Below are 17,321 nucleotides of genomic sequence, written 5' to 3'. Positions count from 1 at the left end.
GCTCAGATCAGAGTTCTGAAATAGCGGTCATAGTCGAACGCAGTCAGGTCCGACACTATATCATCCGCTTCCCGCAGCAGTTCGGCACTGCCGACTCCGACAGCGGTCATGCCGGCGGCCTTGATGGCCGTAATGCCGGCTTCGGCATCTTCGAAACCCAGACAGTCGGCCGGGCTCACGCCCAGCCCATCGGCAGCGGTCAGAAAGATCTCCGGGTGCGGCTTCGGGTGGCTGATGTAGTTGGCATCGGCAATGGTATTGAAGTGTTCGAAAATGCCCAGCGCCTTCAACACTGGCAGGGCATTGCGGCTGGCCGAGGCCAGGCCGATGCCGATGCCATCGACACGCAGCCGGTCCAGCAACAGCTGCGCACCGGGCAGCAGGTCAGCCGGCGTCAGACCGGCGATCAGCTTCACATAGCGTTCGTTCTTCTGTGCCGCCAGTGCCTCTTTCTCAGCGTCGCTGTAGGTCCGGCCAGCATATTCCAGCACTATGTTCAGTGAGGCCATGCGGTCAACACCCTTGACCCGATCATCCACCACAGCCGGCAGACTGAAACCTTCATCGTCGGCGATGCTTTGCCAGGCCAGAAAATGAAAACGGGCAGTGTCGGCGATGACACCGTCCAGATCAAAGATGGCCGCCTTGAAGTATTGTTGAGTCATATCATTCAACCTGTGATGTTAGCGCAGCCCGGGGATGTCAGGCTGCGGTCTGAATCAGTTCCCGGACTGCCGGCGTGGTGCCATCGAGTACCAGATTGTCGTCGCCGTGCTGCAATGTCAGCTTGCCGCCCTCGGGCAACTGATAGACCACCTGCGCAGCCTCCACACTGACGCTGAGCAGGACGCCCTGATGGCGCAGGCGAAAACGGTAGCCGTTCATGCCGGCTACGGGCTGCGGCCGGAAGCGCAACTGGCCGGAAGTGCTCACGCGCATGCCGGCAAAGCCCTGCACCACACAGAGCCAGGTACCGCCCATGCAGGCGGTATGAATACCGTGGCGGGTGTTGCCGTGATTGTTGTCCAGATCCATGCGCGCAACCTGCTCGAAATAGGCTGCTGCCTTGTCGGCGTCACCCAGCTCGGCGGCCAGAATACAGTGAATGCAGGCCGACAGCGTGGAGTCGTGGGTGGTGACCGCTTCATAGTAGTCAAAGTTGCGGCGCTTCTCTTCCTGCGTGAACTGATCACTCAGCAACAGCATGGCCAGTACCAGATCGGCCTGCTTGCAGACCTGATGGCGGTAGATCACCAGCGGGTGATAGTGCAGCAGCAATGGGTAGTGGTCAGCCGGTGTGGCTTCGAAATCCCAGCGCTTCTTCTCCAGAAAGCTGTCATCCTGCAGGTGCAGGCCAGTGGCTGCATCCCGGGGCAGGTACATCCGGTCGGCCGCACGCTGCCAGGCTTCCACTTCCGAACTGTCGATCTGCAGGCGACCCAGCAGCTCGCTGGCGCACTGCGGGGCCTGTGCCTGCAGCCAGCCTACCAGTTCTGCGGCATGACGCAAATGCGCCTGCGCCATGGCATTGGTGAAGTAGTTGTTGTTGACGACGGCGGTGTACTCATCCGGCCCGGTTACGCCGTCAATACAGAACTGCCCTTCATGGGCAGCATTGAAATGGCCCAGACACAGCCACATGCGCGCACTTTCCAGCACGATCTCGGCGCCGTAGTCGAGCATGAAGTCATCGTCGCCGGTGACCTGATGGTACTGTTTTACCGCATGGGCAATATCGGCATTGATATGGTACTGCGCCGTACCGGCCGGATAGTAGGCCGAGCATTCCTCGCCGCCGATGGTGCGCCAGGGGAACAGGCAGCCACGCTCTATTGACATTTCCCGCGCCCGGGCACGGGCGGCATCCAGAATCGAGTAGCGGTAGCGCAGCAGTTCACGCGCCAGCTCGGGCTGGGTATAGAGAAAAAACGGCAGGATATAGATCTCGGTATCCCAGAAGTAGTGACCGTCATAGCCGTGCCCGGTCAGCCCCTTGGCGGCGACATTGTTGAAGCCGTCACGACCGACCGACTGGCAGAGATGAAACAGGTTGAAGCGCATGCCCTGCTGCAGATGCGGGTTGCCCGCAATCTCCACATCCGAGTCGGCCCAGAAACGCTCCAGCACAGTCTGTTGCGCCGTCAGGTAGCCCTGATAGTCGCCCGGCAAGGTGGTCAGACGCTCGCTCAGCTGTTCGATGCGGGCCACGGCCGGCTCACTGCCGGCACGATCAAAGGCATAGATGACACGCCGGGTCAGGGTCAGGCTTTCGCCGGCAGCCAGTTCAAAGGCTGCACTCAGATGGACATGGCCCGGCCGACTGTCATGGCTGAGCGCCACGGTGTCAGGCCCACTGAGCTGGTGATCCGCGACACTGAATATCCGGAACTCGCTGCTGCGAATACGCGAAGCCAGCGCCAGTTGCTGGGCCTGGGCGCTGAAATGCAGCGCTTCGATATCATCCGGGTCCACTGCAGAGCCGGCGCGCGGGTCATCACTGGCCTCCGGCATGGGCGGCAGTGCATCCAGCTCCGGCGTCAGGGTGAGGGCCACCGGTCGGTCCAGCGCGGTGACTCTGTACTCCAGTACGGCCATGTCGCGCTCTGCCAGCGACACCAGGCGGCGGCTTTCCAGTTGCAGACGGGTACCATCACTGCCCTGCCACACCAGTTGCCGGCGGACTTCCCCGGTGCGCAGATCCAGGTGGCGCTGGTACGCACTGACGTCACCCGTGCGCAGATCGACAGGCTGGCCATCCAGGCTCAGCCGCAGGGCGAAAGGATCAGGCGCCGAGGCAATGCGCTCATTGTGGCGTGCATAGCCGTAGGCACTTTCGCCGTAGCGAATGGGTTCCCGGCAATAGACGCCATTGAGATAACAGCCGCGTTCGGCCTCATCACCACTCAGGCCCTCCTCGAAAGTGCCGCGCACACCGAGCAGGCCATTGGCCTGGGCAAACAGGGTGGCATTCAGCGCATAGTCGTCCGGCTGCCAGGTGGTTTCGCTGACTTGCCAGGGATGGGGATGGGTGCTTTGCGGTCGCTTATTCGCGTGCTTCATCAGGAGAATTGCCTGCTGGTCGTCATTGCTGTCAAAGGGTGGCACACTTTACTCAATGCAGCGGTCTGGCGCAATCGATTGCAGCAACCGGCAGAGTGTGCATAATCATTGAACCCGGCAGCGCCGAAGTGGGTAAAGAGGGAGCAGATACAGAGGATGGCAGAAAAGCCCGGCAGCACTGTGTCCATGGCCGATATCGCTCGTCTGGCCGGCGTCTCCGAGTCGACCGTGTCACGGGCGCTGAACAATAACCCAGCGATCAATATCGACACCCGCGAGCGCATTCACCAACTGGCGCACAAGCTGAACTATCGCATGAACATGGGTGCCCGCAACCTGCGGCTGCGCCGTACCCATACCATTGCTGTGGTGATCAATACCGAGATCCATACCGGTCAGTCCTTCACCGACCCCTTCATGATGGACATGATCAGCACCATTGCCGATGAACTGAACCGGGCCGGCTACAGCCTGCTGTTCGCCAGCACGGCGCTGAACCGCAAGGACTGGCACACCCATCTGATCGCCTCCCGACGTGCCGATGGCATCATCATCATTGGTGCCGGCAAGTACGACCTGCCCCTGAAAACCCTCTATGCCTCCGGTGATCCGCTGGTGGTCTGGGGTTCCGTGAACGAAGACGTCGATTACTGTGTGGTGGGCAGTGACAATGTGCAGGGCGGGCGCCTGGCCACCGAGTATCTGCTGCGCCGGGGCTGCCGCCGCATTGCCTTTCTGGGCGATATCCGCCATCCGGAGATCAGCGACCGCCAGCAGGGCTATCTGAATGCATTGCAGGAAGCCGGCCTGGAACCCGTGGCGGAAAAACTGCTGCTGAAGAGCTTCCGCTTCGAGTCGGCGCAGGACCATATGGCAGCCCTGCTCACCCAGGCCGGAGGCCTGACCTTCGATGGTCTGGTGACGGCCAGCGACATGGTGGCGATGGGCTCTATCAAGGCTCTGCAGAACCTGGGCTATCGGGTACCGGAGGATGTGTCGGTGGTCGGCTATGACGACATTCCCATGGCCAACGTCTATACGCCGGCTCTGACCACGGTACGCCAGGATATCGAACGCGGTGCCCGCACCCTGGTCAAGAAGGTGCTGGCCCAGGTCAAGGAGCAGAAGGTGCGCTCCACCACCCTGCCGGTGAAGTTGATTCAGCGGGAGTCCTGATCGCAGTTGCCGCAGACGCGCAGTGCGCCTCCAGATCCTGCCACGTTCCCGTCGCCAGGCTCGGGTACAGGCGGCTCCAACCCGTGCCTCCGAACTCCTGTAGCGAGGCACGCAAGTGCCGATTGGGCCGACAGGCCCACGTGAGGGGCCGCTACACCGCCTATCGCGACTTGCGTCGCTCGCTACAGGTCAGTCAGGAGGCAGGGTTGTGTTCGGGGCCTTGAGGAAGCGTCCTGCCAGGCCCCGGCAGGCAAGCGAACCATTTGTGGTGCCGCCGGATGGCGCGCAGGACCCGGAGGATCAGCGGGCCGCTTGTCTGAGCGCAGGGAGTTTGTGGCCCGCCCGACGGGGACCAGCGACAGCCGGAAACAAGGCACCACGGTTCGCGGTCTGTCGGGGCTGGCAGAGGCCTCTCGGGCCCGGTCGGGACTTGCGTCCCTCGCTACAGGGTGGAGCTTCAGGCACCCCTTGCCGGGTTCATTCGGTCAGCAGGGGCGGCATGGGACAGTCGAGCATGTCGGCGACGGCACGAAAGAGTTCGGCTTCGGCCGGACGAATCTCGCCGCTGTGTTCTATGCAGCGGGCCATGGCTTTCAGCAGTGCCGGTTTCTGCAGCGGGCGCAGACGCCGCAGCTTCTCTACCGCCTGATTCAGTGCGCCCATGCCAGGCGGCTCTTCGGTCGGTGCCAGCGCAAAGGGCAGTTCCTTTTCTGCCGCATGCAGGGCAGCATGGATCTCGGCGGGGTCATCCTGCCCGGCAGCGGCCAGCACCGAGAGCAGGACCTGACACTCAGGCTGCAGATCTTTCAGCTTGCGATTGGCTGACCCGGTATCGCGCTCGCTCATGTTGTGCAGCAGCATCTGGTACAGAGTCCACTCGAACAGGCTGACCTGACCATCGGCCTTGATCAGCAGGCCCATGCAGTGACGGAAGTGCCGGGCCTGCTCCTCGGACAGAGACTTAAGCGCTGGCAGCGCCAGTTCCACCAGCGGCAGCCGCAACTGATCATCCAGCAGCAGCACCTCCTGCGCATGGTGCTGCAGTTCACGATACACATCCGGCAGTGCAGCCTGCTCCAGGGACTGCAATTGCCTTGCTCGTACTTCACGGTCCTGACTGAGCAACAGGGCATACATCAGGGCGCGCGCGGCAAAAGGCTCGTGCGCCGCCGTTCTGATCGACTCCGGCAATGCATCCAGCGTGGCTCTGGCCAGGTCCAGATGCCGCTGATCGGGCTGGCCCATGGCTCCAATGGCGGAGCGGGCGGAGGCTCCGGTCAGAACGGCAGCACCGGCCATCATGCCCACAGTCCGGGCGCTTTTGGCACTATCTTTTGCGGAATCTTCGGATGCTGTTTCAGTCTCCGCCTGCGCCGTCGGCCAGGTGACCTGGAAGCGGCCATCCCAGTCCGGCATGACACGCTTGATGCGGTCTTCTATCGGCGGGTGCGTCGCCATCATGCGGTTGAAGCCGAGGCGCAGCCCCTGACCGAAAAACAGATGGCTGAATTCCGCCGCCTGCGCGGCCTCCAGATAGGAGCCCCGGGTGTGGGTGCCCACCTTGACCAGAGCACCGCCGATACCCTGCGGGTTGCGCGTAAACTGCACCGCCGATGCATCGGCCAGGTATTCGCGCTGCCGGCTGACGGCTGATTTGATCAGGTTGCCAAAGAAGGTGCCGGCATAGCCGATCAGCATCAATGCTGCGCCCATACCCAGAATCGCCACCGCTGAGTTGTCGCGTCGGCCACCGCCAATACGCCGGTAGCGCATGCTGCGCAGCAGCGTGCCACCGAGCAGGCCGATCACCAGTATGCCGTGCAGCACACTGACCAGACGCATGTTCAGCCGCATGTCTCCATGCATGATGTGGCTGAATTCATGGGCCACCACGCCCTGTAGTTCTTCCCGCGTCAGGTTGCGGATGGTGCCCCGCGTAATGCCGATAACGGCATTTCCGGGCCTGTGCCCGGCCGCAAAGGCATTGATGCTTTCGTCTTCCAGCACATAGACCGAGGGCACTGGCGTGCCGGAGGCAATGGCCATTTCCTCGACCACATTGAGAATGCGTCGTTCATCGGCATCACGGGTATTGAGGTTGATTTCGCGGCCGCCCAGCGCTTCTGCCACGGCCCGGCCCCCACGGCTCAGTTGCATCTGCTTGAACAGGCTGCCCAGCACCACAATGGCCAGTACCACTGCGGCCACACCCGCCACCAGTTCGAACGTGAGTGCGGACGCCAGGCCCTGCACCGAGAGGTCGACTGTCTGCGGCGAACCGGGCGGGCCCGAGGGCTGTACACCACCCATCAGGTGCACGGCAATGGCGATCACCAACGTGGTAACCGCAATCAGTGCCAGTACGGCCAGTATCAGCAGGATGACCAGATGCCCGGTTTTGCGCCGGGCGTGATCCTGAGCGGTGAAGAAATCCATGGGTAGCGGTTCCCTGTTGTTTCAGCCGATGTTCAGAACGATACCTGGGGTGCCGCCTGGATCTGGGCACTGTCTTCGAACTCCAGCAGGGAGGCGTCCTGCGTATGGCCGAACAGTCCGGCCAGTGCCACCGGCGGAAAGCTCTGGCGATAGGTGTTGTAGTTCATCACGGCGTCATTGAAGGACTGGCGCGCGAACGCCACCTTGTTCTCGGTACTGGTGAGTTCTTCCGACAGCTGCTGCATGTTCTGCGATGCCTTCAGATCCGGATAGGCTTCCATCACCACGTTGAGGCGTCCCAGCGCCTGCGTCAACGCACCCTCGGCCCCGCCAAGATCGGCCATGGCCTTGGCACTGCCCGGATTCTCTGCCGCTGCCTTCAGACCGGCGATGGCGGTGTTGCGAGCCTCGGTGACGGATTCCAGTGTCTCCCGTTCATGCTTGAGATAACCCTTGGCGGTCTCCACCAGATTGGGAATCAGATCGTGCCGGCGCTTGAGCTGCACCTCGATCTGGGCGAAGGCGTTCTGGAATCGGTTACGCAGTGATACCAAGCGGTTGTAGATTGCGATGATATACAGCACGATAGCCGCAATCACCGCCAATGTAATAATGGTCGAAAGCTCCATGATCATTCCTTGCACTGGGCATTGGTCAGTGGCGAAAATAGTATCACGCTTGAACACTCAGGAAACAACTGCATGCCCAGTATTCTCTGTTACGGAGATTCCAATACCTGGGGCGCGCCACCGGCGCTGCCCGGAGAAGACATTGAACGCTACAGTCCGGGACAACGCTGGCCCGGAGTGCTGTCCCAGCAACTGGGCGAGGACTATCAGATCTATGAGCACGGGCTCTGCGGCCGCACCACCTGTTACCGGGATCCGGTACAGGGCGACCATCTGTGCGGACGCGACCATCTGCCGGTCAGCCTGGCCACCTGTGCGCCGCTGGACCTGGTCATACTGATGCTCGGCACCAATGACCTGAAACGCCGCTTCAATGCCAGCGCCGCCATGATCGCCAACAATGTGGGCACCCTGGTCGAACTGACCCGGGAATTCAGTGGCGAGGACCTGCCCATTTTGGTGATCTGCCCGCCCCCGGCGCGCGCCGTGGACCTGCCTCGCGATGCCTTTGCCGGTGCCGCCGAGCGTTCAGTCGGGCTGGCTCAGGAGTTCGCCCGCATGGCCAGGGAGCTGGATGTACCCTGCCTGGATGCCGGCGAGTTCGTGGTCTCCAGCGAAGTGGATGGCATTCATCTGGATGCCAACGCCCATCGCATGCTTGGCGAAGTCATTGCCGACAAGGTACGCCAGCTGTCATGAGCCCTATTGCCCAGTTGCTGACCCCCAGGCGCGGTTATGTCATCACGCCGCTGATCATCTATCTGAACAGTGCCATCTTTGTTTTCTTCGTGCTGCTGACACAGCAGGTGATGTGGTTCCCCGCCGAGGTACTGGCACACTGGGGCGCCAATTTCGGCCCCTGGACCAGTGACGGCCAGTGGTGGCGCCTGCTGAGCAGTGTGTTTCTGCATGGAGGCCTGCTGCATCTGGTGTTCAACACCCTGATTCTGGCCAACATCGGCATCATGCTCGAACCGCTGCTCGGACGCTGGCTCTATACCGGTCTGTATCTGCTGACCGGCGCCCTGGCCAGCCTGACCAGTGTCTATTTCAATTACGGTGCGGTCAGTGTCGGCGCCTCGGGGGCCATTTTCGGGCTGTACGGTTACTTTCTGGCCCTGCTGCTCAGTGACCTCTTCCGCCCCGAGATTCGGGGTCAGTTTCTGCGCGGTACCGTGGTCTTTGTCGGCATCAATCTGGCATTGGGTTTCACCGTCCCGATGATCGACAACGCCGCTCATCTTGGCGGGCTGGCTGCCGGGGCCATACTGGGCTTTGCAACCCTGCCGCTGGTCAGATACCGGCTGCTGCAACGCTGATTCCGGGCTTCAGTCGGTCGCCGCCAGCAAGACCCGGTTACGCCCGGCAGCCTTGGCCCGGTACATGGCAGCATCTGCCGCATCAATCAGGCTGTGCTGATCACTGCCATGCTGCGGGTACAGGGCCACGCCGATGCTGGCACTCAGGCTCAGTTCACGCTCAGCCGCAATGGTCAGTTGCTCTATGCGGGCCCGTATCTTCTCGGCGACAGCCACGGCATTCTCTGCATCCAGTACCGGATACAGCAGGACCAGGAACTCGTCACCACCCAGGCGGGCAACCACGTCCGAGTGGCGCAGCACTCCCTTGATGGTTGCGGCCACGCCCTGCAACAACTCGTCACCCAACCCATGTCCGTGTGTATCATTCAGTGGTTTGAATCCATCCAGATCAATAAACAGCAGCGCCAGGGGCGAGCAGTCTGCAGGTGCGGCCCTCAGCGCTCTCGACAATTGTCGCTGCAGGCTGGCTCGGTTCAGGCAGCCGGTCAGCGGATCATGCTCGGCCAGGTGGCGCACCTGTTCCTCCGCTGCACGACGCTGGGTGACATCGTTGATAAAGCCGTGCCAGAGCACGCTCTGATCCGGCTGCAACTGCGGTGTAGCCCGCCCATGGACCCAGACCGCTTCAGCTCCCTGGCGGTACAGGCGAAAATCCTGTTCCCAGATTGCCAACTGGCTGGCTGACGTCCAGATCGACTGCCAGACCGCGTCAATATCCTCCTTGTGGATACGATTGAAAGCCAGCTCGGGCTGCTCACATATTTTCTCGACCGGGTACCCGAACAGGGTTTCCATACCGGCGCTGGCGAAGGGAATACTGACCCGCCCATCAGGCCACAGCTGAAACTGATAGACTGCTCCCGGCACCTGACTGGTCAGACTCTGCAACAGTACCGATTGCTCTTCCAGCACCTTGTTGCGGGCTTCACGTCGCTGCATGCGTCCGACCTGATAGGAAATCACCAGTGACAGCAGCATCACTTCCAGCAGCACGGCCAGCAAGCCCAGATGTTCAATCAGAAACAGGCTGCCGACATTCAGTTCACGGGCCGAAATGGCCAGCATTGCCGGTACCAGAAACGACAGATTGGCCACCAGATACAACCAGCCCACACGGTCACCCAGACGCGCCCGGGTTATACCGGCCACCATGCCGTATACCGCCATCAGACCCACACCGTAGCGAGACAACTCGAGAGACCAGTTCGGTGCCAGCAGGGCCAACGGCCAGAACAGGACCAGGACCGTGCAAATCCCGGAGCCCAGAGCATGGACTCTGGGATGTCGTTGCCGGCTGATACCCAGCAACCACATGACGAACAGTACATAGCAGAGGTTGGAGATCAGTATGGGCACACCGGCCATATAAATTGGCGGGGTCAGCGCAACTGCCCGGTACGCCATCAGCACGGTGCCAAAAAACAACAGGTTGCCCAGAATAAAGCCGACATAGAGCAGATCCGATACTGATCGTCGCAACAGGCCCATGCACAGGTAATAGAAAGCCAGGGCACCAAAAATACCCATGCCCATCAGCGTAAAGACAATGGGCGCGCGGATCTGCACACGGTAGCTCTCTGTCATGTACAGGGCCGGCACCGGCACAGCCAGATAGAATGGGCTCTCAAGACGGGTCAGTATGCGATACTCGCCGACGGGCAACTCGATACGGCGCCCATGACGCAACAGAAAGGTATCGGGCTCCGGGTCAGTCAGGCCGCCCCGAAAATGGCCGACTTCTGTTCCATCCGCAGCCAGCACAAAATGCTCGAAACGCGCGATCACCGCCGTATTCTGGAAGTCCAGCACCCAGTCGCCGGATTCCGGCACCTGCACCGTCAGTTCATGCCAGTATTCGCCCCCGGTCAGGCTGGGAGCCGACCCCGCCCCCGGCGCGGCACCTTCCGCCAGTGAATCCGGTGCAGTCGCCGCTATCCAGCGACCCTGCTGGCGGGGCTCCTCGGCCACAACCGCGTTAGCCAGAGCGGCCAGCAGCAAGACAACCAGCACGTGGGCAGACTGCCACCCGACTTGCTGCAAACCACAATCGACGCCCATTCGGCTCTCCTGTTTCACCGACCCGAGGGGATCTGGTCCGACCGCACTCGACCCGCCCTGTGCACTTACTGCTTCATGAATCTGGAATGATCAGTCTTGCATCATCTGTACCACCAGGGCTGTAAAAGCGGCCTCGTCCAGTGGTCGATGCCAGTAATAGCCCTGACCCCGATGACAGCCAGCTTCCTGCAGCACCTGCAGTTGCTCGGCCGTTTCAATACCCTCGGCCACCGTTACTGCTCGCAGACTGTGGGCCAACTGGATCACCGACTGCACAATAGAGCGGTCAATATCACCACTGTGCATGCGCTCCACAAAGCTGCGGTCAATCTTGATCTCATCCGGCAGGATATGACTGAGATAACTCAGCGAGCTGTAGCCGGTGCCGAAATCATCAATAGCCAACCCGACGCCCCTGGATTTCAGTGCCGCTACGTGCTGCAGGGACAGCTCGCGGTTGCGCATCATGTCCGATTCGGTGATCTCCAGAAAGAGCCTGTGCGGCGCCTGCGGCCAGCGTTCAAAAGCAGCGTCCACCCAGTCTAGCAGGTCAGGGTTATCCAGGTCGGCAGCGGACAGATTCAGCGCCAGCCGGATATCGGCATCAGGGTGCCGGTGCAGCCAGGACAGGGCACTGTCCAGCATGTGCCGGGTAATCCGGCTGACCAGGCCGGTTTTCTCCGCCAATGGGATAAACTCTGCCGGCCCGATGGCACCAGCCACAGGATGATACCAGCGCGCCAGCAGCTCACCACCGACCAGACAACCTGACTGCAGGTCATACTGTGGCTGAATACAGAAACTCAGCGCCCCCTGCTGCAATGCCGACTGCAACTCACCGGCCAGCCAGTGCCGGCGCTGAAAACGGTGATCCATGGCGCGGCTGTACTCGGCAATGCGCACGTTTTCGTCACGGGTTGATACCATCACTGTTGTGAGTTTACGCAGCGCCTGCTCCAACGGTTCATCCGGCAGCGTACAGCGGTATACGGCACAACGACCGCGAATATAAAGCTGGCTGCCCTGGAAATTAACCCGCGCCCGCGTAAAACGGAACATTTGCTCCGGCCGGAACTTATCGGCATGGGCGGGAGCCACCACAAATACCGCCTCATCACGATTGATCAGACACAGATGGCAGTCCGGAACACCCGGCAACTCCATTGCCCAGCCCAAAGCCTGCAACTGCGGGTCCAGCTGTTGCAGCAGTTCCAGACTGACCGCCTCGGCCGCACGCGGCCCCAGCATGGAGTGCACATCATCCAGATTGATCACCTTCACCATGACCAGCCACATCTGCCCGTGCCGCTGCAGGAGTTCATCCCACAGGGGTGCCAGCACCTCCGAGACATAGGCCCGACTGGGGTAGCCTGTGGCAGCATCGCGCAGCACCATTTTGCGCTGCGCCGATTCGATATAACGCAGACGCAACGCCACACTGAAAGAAAGCACCCCAAGCGCCACCAGCGTCGACACCATATAGGCATTCAGTGTGAAGACGTTGACCGGCAACGCATGCAGAAAGGCCGAGGTACCGACCACACCTCCCAGTGCCTGCATTGCCATGGCCAGCAACAGTATCCAGCCCGGCCAGTACCCGGCACGAATGGCTCTTGCGACGTCACGCAGTACCAGAGCAACTACCACCACCAGCGCCAGTGCAAACAGCGGCAAGGTGTAGTGGTCACTCACGAACAAACTGATCAGGGCCGCCACCAGCAGGCTCCAGCCGGTTACCGCTTTCAGCCGCACTGTACGACCGGGCACATCCGTCATGGGCAGAAAGGAACGCGCGAAGCGAAACAGGATGAACAGGAACAGGAAGTTCAGCACCATGATCGACTGGCTTAGAACTTGAAACAGCCAGGGTGGCCAAATCAGGTGGCCATAGCCAACCATCACCGAGAAATAGACCAGCGCCTGCAGATGAAAGGCCAGCAACCAGATATAGGTGCGCCCGCGGTGAGCCATCAGAATGACCACACTGAAAACAGTGGCCGCCAGCAGTATCGACAGCGTCGACCAATAAAGGGCACGTTGACGCTCCCGCTGCAGCGACCGTGCTTCATCACTGACCAGTTGCAGCCCCTTGGCCAGAGGCGTGTTGCTCAGCGTTCGGGTCAGCAGATAGTAGGGACGCTCACCGGCCAGGTCGAAGCTGACCGCGAGCCGGTCCGTCTCCGAGCGCTTCCAACTGTCCGCTTCCATTGCCCCTGCCCTTTCGGTTCCAAGCAGGTTGCCTTCCGCATCGAGCAGATAGAAGGTCACCGACTGCAGGAAATAACTGCGCATTACCGCATGAAAGCGATGCGTTTCTGCAGCAGGGAAGTCGGTAAACAGCGGCAACAGGGACCAGACCGGTTCGGTACTGATGCCCACAGGAGCCGAGGGTTCGGCCTGCCTGAGTTCGGCCCAGGCCGCCTCCGGCGAGGCATCACCGGTCATGGTCAGCACCGGGCCATACAGCTCGGACTGCGGCGCCTGTCCTGGTGTAAGCACAAGAGGGGCCTCTGTTGCCAGCTGCGCCGCTGCCATCAGCGGCGCCAACACGGCAAACAGGAACAGCAGCCTGCGCAGAAGGGCTGAAGCGGGCGTATTTCCCGGCCTCAGCCAGCGCACGCCTGCTTGCTCTACCATGATCTGATCGCGCACCTGTGGCGACTCCATTACGGTATCAGGACAGGCGAACTCTGTTCAGACCGCCTGTCCCTGGCAGCTTAACACTGACCGTCCCGGCTTGCATGAAATGGTGCGCCACAGAATCAGGCCATGGCAGCATTCTCCCGGCGATACTGCAACCAGTTCAGGGTGAGCATCAGTACTATAGTGGCGCCGGCAATGGCCTGATGCCACATCTCGGGGAAGAACACCAGCACGGTTGCCACCGCCGTCACCACGCGCATCCAGTTGGCAAACCGGGTGAACAGATAACCCTCGATGGCAGCGGCAAAAGCGGCCAGACCGAGAATAATCATCAGACCCTTCCACAGCAGCACGTCCAGCGACGCCCCCATGATGATCTCCGGATGGAAGACCATATAGAGCGGAATCAGATAGAGGCCCTTGGCAAACTTCCAGGCCTGCACACTGGTCTCCATCGTCTTGCTGCCGGCTATGGCGGCCGCCGCATAGCCCGCCAATGCCACCGGTGGCGTCACGTTGGAATCCTGCGAGTACCAGAACACCAGCAGGTGCGCGACCAGCAGCGGTACGCCAAATTCAACCGTCAGGGCCGGCCCGACCAGAATGATCAGCACGATATAGGCCGCTGTCACCGGCAGACCCAGGCCCAGAATCAGGCTGGCGATGGCAATCAGGAACACGGCCACAATCAGGTTGCCGCCCGACAGCGCGATCATCATGGAGGAGAACTTCAGCCCCAGGCCGGTCAGACCCACGACCGCCACAATAATACCCGCGACACCACAGGCAATACTGACCGCCAGTGCATTGCGGGCACCCAGTTCGAGGCCAACCAGAGTCTTGTGGAAGCCCTTCAGACAGGCCTGCCAGAGTGCATCCAGCAGCCGATTCTCACGCAGACCCTGCCGTGCGGCCATCCAGAGACCATTCAGGCCGGCCACTACCAGAATACTGATGACCGCCCAGAAACCGACCCGCAGCGGGGAATACCCGGCCACCAGCATCGCCACCAGCAACAGCACCGGCAACAACAGATACCAGCCCTTCATCAGAACATCCCTGACCTGCGGCAACTCCGAAGCCTGCATGCCGGACATGCCCTGTTTGAGCGCAATGATATGTACAAACAGATAGACGGTGGAGAAATACAGCAGCGCCGGGAACACACTCACCTTGACCACATCAATGTAGGCAGTGCCGGTGTACTCGGCAATCAGAAAGGCGCCGGCACCCATCAGCGGCGGCATGATCTGGCCACCCGTGCTGGCAGCCGCTTCCACACCACCGGCCTGCGCCGGTTTGTAGCCCAGCTTTTTCATCAGCGGAATGGTGAACGACCCACTGGTGACCACATTGGCAATGGCACTGCCGGAAATGGACCCCATGGTGGCCGAAGCCAGCACTGCGGCCTTGGCCGGGCCACCGCGCTGGCGACCGGTACCGGCAAAGGCCAGATCGATAAAGAAGCGTCCGGCACCGGTGGTTTCCAGCACGGCACCGAACAGCACAAATACAAAGACAAAGGTCGCCGCCACCCCGAGCGGAATACCGAAGATACCTTCCTGCCCCAGATACAGCTGAGCGGCCAGACGCTCCATGCTGTAACCGCGGTGATTCAGTATGCCGGGCAGCCACTCGCCCAGCCACGGCAACTCACCGCGCGCACCGGCAAAGGCATAGAGAATGGCGATCAGCCCAATGACGGTGAGACCCAGACCGACAGCCCGGCGACTGGCTTCCAGCAGGGTCACGGTGGCGATGACGGCGGCCAGAATATCCTGATCCGACCAGAATCCGGCGCGGTTGATGATCTCGTCCAGATTCCAGACGATGTAGTAGCCGGAATAGAAGGCTGCACAGAAAAAGCCGACATCAATCAGTGCCGCGAAAGGACCTCGCTTGCGCCCATGCGGCGGAAAAATCAGGAACACCAGCATCATGACCAGCGCCAGGTGGATGGTGCGCTGGTAGAAGAGTCCGAGCGGTTGTATGCCCGCACTGTAGAGCTGGAACAACGACAGGCCTATGGCCACCACAGCGGTGAACCACATCAGCGGTTTGGGACCGGTACGCTCGATCAGCGGCTGGTCATCCACACCCGGTGCGTTGGGCAGGGTCATATCAGCACTCCCGAAAACTGTGCAATCGCCGACCTCAGGGTCGGCTTACCAGCCGAAGCTCTATTCGCTCTCCGGCAACATAATGAGACAAATTGAAAGTCTGCCGGCCATTCACGATGCGGTGTGACACCCGCTCCGAACCAACCCGCAGGCGCAAACGATTGTCTGACACGGGCTCATTGATGTTGTCAATTATATAGCCCCCTTGCCCATCGCTGCGCAGTTCGCCGCGTTCCGGCACATGGTCCAGACCCGCGGCAAAATCCGGCTGATGACTGCGCTGCAGAAACAGTTGCCCTGCCTCGACACTGAAGCAGTCACGCACCAGAAAGCCTGCTACCGAATGATTCCAGTGCAGGCACCACTCACCTGAATTCACCAGCGTCAGCCGCGCCATCGGCACCGGTTCCTCGGCACGATGAACATCCAGATAATAAACGGCATCGTGGGCTGCCGCTACCCATGGCAGCAGCAACCCACAAAGAATGCCGGCAAATCGAACTCTGATCTGCCGATTCATTCTGTCAACTGCGCTCAGCGGCGCAGACGGTCAGGAATATCCGCACCGATTTCCTCGTAGTAGCGCAGTGCGCCAGCGTGCAGCGGGATCGGCGTGGCATCCATGCTGAACTCGACAGTCAGACTCTCAGCGGACGGGTGAACGTCGATCAGTTCCTGTACATGCTCATACATCATGCGAGTAATGTTGTAGGCCAGCTCGTCGTCCATGGCTTCATTGACAACCAGCACATTGGGGGTACCGATGGTCAGTACATTGGAATCAACACCGTCATACATGCCACCCGGCAGGTTGTAAGGCGCGAAAGTCGGCTCCACCGCGATGGAGTTGTCGATTTCTTCCTGCGACAGCTCGATAACCCGGATGTTGCGAGAAGTCGCCAGGCTCATGATCGAGCTGGTCGGCGGGCCTACGCTCCAGAAACCGACATCGATATCACCGTCACGCAGCGCATCAGCAGTCTCGTTGAAGTTCAGACGCTGAGTGGAACTGAAGTCATCGTAGCTCATGCCGTTGGCATCCAGCAGCGTCTGCGCGCTGACTTCTGTACCACTGCCGGGTGCACCGACAGAAACACGGGCGCCAGCCAGGTCACTCAGAGACTCGATACCGGAATCACGCAGGGTAACGATCTGTACAGCGTTCGGGTAAACCGAACCGAGAGCACGGATGTTGTCGAGCTGACGGCCTTCGAAGGGATCAGTGCCTTCATAGGCAGCCAGAACGGTATCGGCCAATGCCAATGCCAGGTCGGAATCCTGACGGAAGATCAGACCCATGTTTTCAACCGACGCACCGGTTACCTCAGCCACGCCTGAATAGCCATCGATGTGACGACCGATCATTTCACCCAGACCACCGCCGATGGGATAGTACACACCACCGGTACCACCGGTTGCGATCGAGAGGGATGACTGAGCCTGGGCACCGACGGCCAGGGTCATGCCCAGCGCCAGGGCAGGAATTAATTTACGCATTATGAGTTCTCCACTGTTTATTGTTGTGACACTCATCCCGACATTGCGATACCGGGCTGTAGCGCCCTGATCATTGCAACCCCTGTGCCACTACCCTGCCCAAGCGCCACATATCGTCTGCACTCCCGGAATCATTGGCCTGTACCCGAGTCAGGCTGCGCGGATCAGGTGCCGCCACACTCCGCCGTAAGCAAAAGCTCGCTGACTGCCCTCATTTCCATAAGCAAGATTTTGCCTATCCGGGCATACCCGGTTCTGGCACCATGCGTGGCCAAGGGCCACCGCCTGCAGATGAGCCTCCATTGTGGGCTGTGAGCCTTGCTCACGCATTCGAACCAAGGCACCCATGCGTGGCCGAGGGCCACCGCCTACAAGGGTTT

General features: G+C 60.7%; 12 protein-coding genes. 3 read left to right on the top strand and 9 right to left on the bottom strand.

All coding sequences use genetic code 11. From position 1 onward, the window contains the following. Window positions 1-2 precede the first annotated feature (2 nt). The gene (gene pgmB, locus E4656_RS01285) at window positions 3-665 is read right to left on the bottom strand and encodes a beta-phosphoglucomutase (protein WP_135480472.1); all 663 of its coding nucleotides are present in this window, start codon (window positions 663-665) and stop codon (window positions 3-5) included. A 37-nt stretch (window positions 666-702) separates the two neighbouring features. Next, window positions 703-3,060: a glycoside hydrolase family 65 protein gene (locus E4656_RS01280; RefSeq protein ID WP_135480470.1), complete on the bottom strand. Its 2,358-nt coding sequence runs from the start codon at window positions 3,058-3,060 to the stop codon at window positions 703-705. 156 nt (window positions 3,061-3,216) lie between these two features. Here E4656_RS01280 and E4656_RS01275 point away from each other — a divergent pair, with 156 nt between their 5' ends. Continuing rightward, a complete protein-coding gene (locus tag E4656_RS01275) occupies window positions 3,217-4,236 on the top strand; it encodes a LacI family DNA-binding transcriptional regulator (RefSeq protein ID WP_135480468.1) in 1,020 nt (339 codons plus the stop codon). A gap of 477 nt (window positions 4,237-4,713) precedes the next feature. Here E4656_RS01275 and E4656_RS01270 read toward each other — a convergent pair whose 3' ends face one another. After that, entirely contained in the window at window positions 4,714-6,672 is a 1,959-nt protein-coding gene (locus E4656_RS01270) for a M48 family metallopeptidase (RefSeq protein ID WP_135480466.1), read from the bottom strand. Window positions 6,673-6,704: 32 nt separating this feature from the next. Then, window positions 6,705-7,301: a LemA family protein gene (locus E4656_RS01265; RefSeq protein ID WP_135480464.1), complete on the bottom strand. Its 597-nt coding sequence runs from the start codon at window positions 7,299-7,301 to the stop codon at window positions 6,705-6,707. 72 nt (window positions 7,302-7,373) lie between these two features. Here E4656_RS01265 and E4656_RS01260 point away from each other — a divergent pair, with 72 nt between their 5' ends. After that, window positions 7,374-8,000, top strand: a complete 627-nt coding sequence (locus E4656_RS01260; protein WP_135480462.1) for an SGNH/GDSL hydrolase family protein — start codon at window positions 7,374-7,376, stop codon at window positions 7,998-8,000. Continuing rightward, window positions 7,997-8,620 carry a rhomboid family intramembrane serine protease gene (locus E4656_RS01255; protein WP_135480460.1) on the top strand — a complete coding sequence of 208 codons (624 nt, stop codon included), beginning with the start codon at window positions 7,997-7,999 and terminating at the stop codon, window positions 8,618-8,620. The genes E4656_RS01260 and E4656_RS01255 overlap by 4 nt, the downstream gene beginning before the upstream one ends. A 9-nt stretch (window positions 8,621-8,629) precedes the next feature. Here the strand turns inward: E4656_RS01255 and E4656_RS01250 are convergent, their stop codons facing one another. The 5 genes from E4656_RS01250 to E4656_RS01230 all read right to left on the bottom strand — a co-directional run bounded on the left by E4656_RS01250 (window position 8,630) and on the right by E4656_RS01230 (window position 16,941). Next, on the bottom strand, window positions 8,630-10,681 hold the full coding sequence (locus E4656_RS01250; RefSeq protein ID WP_135480458.1) for a diguanylate cyclase domain-containing protein: 2,052 nt from the start codon (window positions 10,679-10,681) through the stop codon (window positions 8,630-8,632). Window positions 10,682-10,771: 90 nt separating this feature from the next. After that, complete coding sequence (locus E4656_RS01245; RefSeq protein WP_167855883.1) at window positions 10,772-13,333, bottom strand: EAL domain-containing protein; 2,562 nt, start codon at window positions 13,331-13,333, stop codon at window positions 10,772-10,774. Window positions 13,334-13,443: 110 nt separating this feature from the next. After that, window positions 13,444-15,444 carry a TRAP transporter permease gene (locus E4656_RS01240; protein WP_135480454.1) on the bottom strand — a complete coding sequence of 667 codons (2,001 nt, stop codon included), beginning with the start codon at window positions 15,442-15,444 and terminating at the stop codon, window positions 13,444-13,446. Window positions 15,445-15,478: 34 nt separating this feature from the next. Next, window positions 15,479-15,964: a DUF1850 domain-containing protein gene (locus E4656_RS01235; protein ID WP_135480452.1), complete on the bottom strand. Its 486-nt coding sequence runs from the start codon at window positions 15,962-15,964 to the stop codon at window positions 15,479-15,481. 14 nt (window positions 15,965-15,978) lie between these two features. After that, the gene (locus tag E4656_RS01230) at window positions 15,979-16,941 is read right to left on the bottom strand and encodes a TAXI family TRAP transporter solute-binding subunit (protein ID WP_135480450.1); all 963 of its coding nucleotides are present in this window, start codon (window positions 16,939-16,941) and stop codon (window positions 15,979-15,981) included. Window positions 16,942-17,321: the final 380 nt, after the last annotated feature.

It is taken from the genome of Natronospirillum operosum, assembly GCF_004768465.1.
Taxonomy (GTDB): Bacteria; Pseudomonadota; Gammaproteobacteria; order Pseudomonadales; family Natronospirillaceae; genus Natronospirillum; species Natronospirillum operosum.
The sequence above is the reverse complement of the archived record's forward strand: the minus strand, read 5'-3'. Positions and strand labels throughout refer to the sequence as shown.

What these genes read in the sequence shown, in the direction of transcription:
- pgmB (WP_135480472.1), bottom strand. Translation starts at nt 665, where the DNA reads ATGACTCAACAATACTTCAAGGCGGCCATCTTTGATCTGGACGGTGTC.
- E4656_RS01280 (WP_135480470.1), bottom strand. Translation starts at nt 3,060, where the DNA reads ATGAAGCACGCGAATAAGCGACCGCAAAGCACCCATCCCCATCCCTGG.
- E4656_RS01275 (WP_135480468.1), top strand. Translation starts at nt 3,217, where the DNA reads ATGGCAGAAAAGCCCGGCAGCACTGTGTCCATGGCCGATATCGCTCGT.
- E4656_RS01270 (WP_135480466.1), bottom strand. Translation starts at nt 6,672, where the DNA reads ATGGATTTCTTCACCGCTCAGGATCACGCCCGGCGCAAAACCGGGCAT.
- E4656_RS01265 (WP_135480464.1), bottom strand. Translation starts at nt 7,301, where the DNA reads ATGGAGCTTTCGACCATTATTACATTGGCGGTGATTGCGGCTATCGTG.
- E4656_RS01260 (WP_135480462.1), top strand. Translation starts at nt 7,374, where the DNA reads ATGCCCAGTATTCTCTGTTACGGAGATTCCAATACCTGGGGCGCGCCA.
- E4656_RS01255 (WP_135480460.1), top strand. Translation starts at nt 7,997, where the DNA reads ATGAGCCCTATTGCCCAGTTGCTGACCCCCAGGCGCGGTTATGTCATC.
- E4656_RS01250 (WP_135480458.1), bottom strand. Translation starts at nt 10,681, where the DNA reads ATGGGCGTCGATTGTGGTTTGCAGCAAGTCGGGTGGCAGTCTGCCCAC.
- E4656_RS01240 (WP_135480454.1), bottom strand. Translation starts at nt 15,444, where the DNA reads ATGACCCTGCCCAACGCACCGGGTGTGGATGACCAGCCGCTGATCGAG.
- E4656_RS01235 (WP_135480452.1), bottom strand. Translation starts at nt 15,964, where the DNA reads ATGAATCGGCAGATCAGAGTTCGATTTGCCGGCATTCTTTGTGGGTTG.
- E4656_RS01230 (WP_135480450.1), bottom strand. Translation starts at nt 16,941, where the DNA reads ATGCGTAAATTAATTCCTGCCCTGGCGCTGGGCATGACCCTGGCCGTC.